This is a genomic window from Parabacteroides distasonis (genome assembly GCF_004793765.1).
Classification (GTDB): domain Bacteria; phylum Bacteroidota; class Bacteroidia; order Bacteroidales; family Tannerellaceae; genus Parabacteroides; species Parabacteroides distasonis_A.
On sequence record NZ_SRYM01000165.1, the window covers coordinates 1 to 375 of the forward strand.

A 375-nucleotide genomic window follows, 5' to 3' on the forward strand; every position below is an offset into this window, starting at 1 on the left:
GTTTACGTTTTATCTTCACCTGTCCGCTTTTCCTTGCACAGCCTATCACTTTCCATCTGGCGCGCCATACGTTTGCGGTTTTCGCGTTAAATAATGGTGTTCCGATGGAGGTGGTGTCCAAGATGCTTGGCCATACAAATATAAAAACAACTCAAATCTATGCGAAGGTTCTCAACACAGAGGTCGAGAAAGGATTTGATGTCTTGGAGCGAAAGATGAAGGTTTAGCGATAAATAGACCAATAAAACACGCCCGTGTTTTTTCTGACACGGGCGTTATACTTTAAGGACGCGACAAATAGGAAATGGGGGCGTAAAATAAACTGTAATAGTCAAGACTTGTTCTGACATTTGTTTTACTATCGGACAAAAAAAC

1 protein-coding gene is annotated in these 375 nt (G+C 41.6%); it reads left to right on the forward strand.

The window, feature by feature from the left end; genetic code table 11:
- A partial coding sequence (locus tag E5342_RS19215) for a tyrosine-type recombinase/integrase (RefSeq protein ID WP_168354534.1) occupies nt 1–227 on the forward strand: 227 nt, incomplete at its 5' end.
- Nucleotides 228–375: the final 148 nt, after the last annotated feature.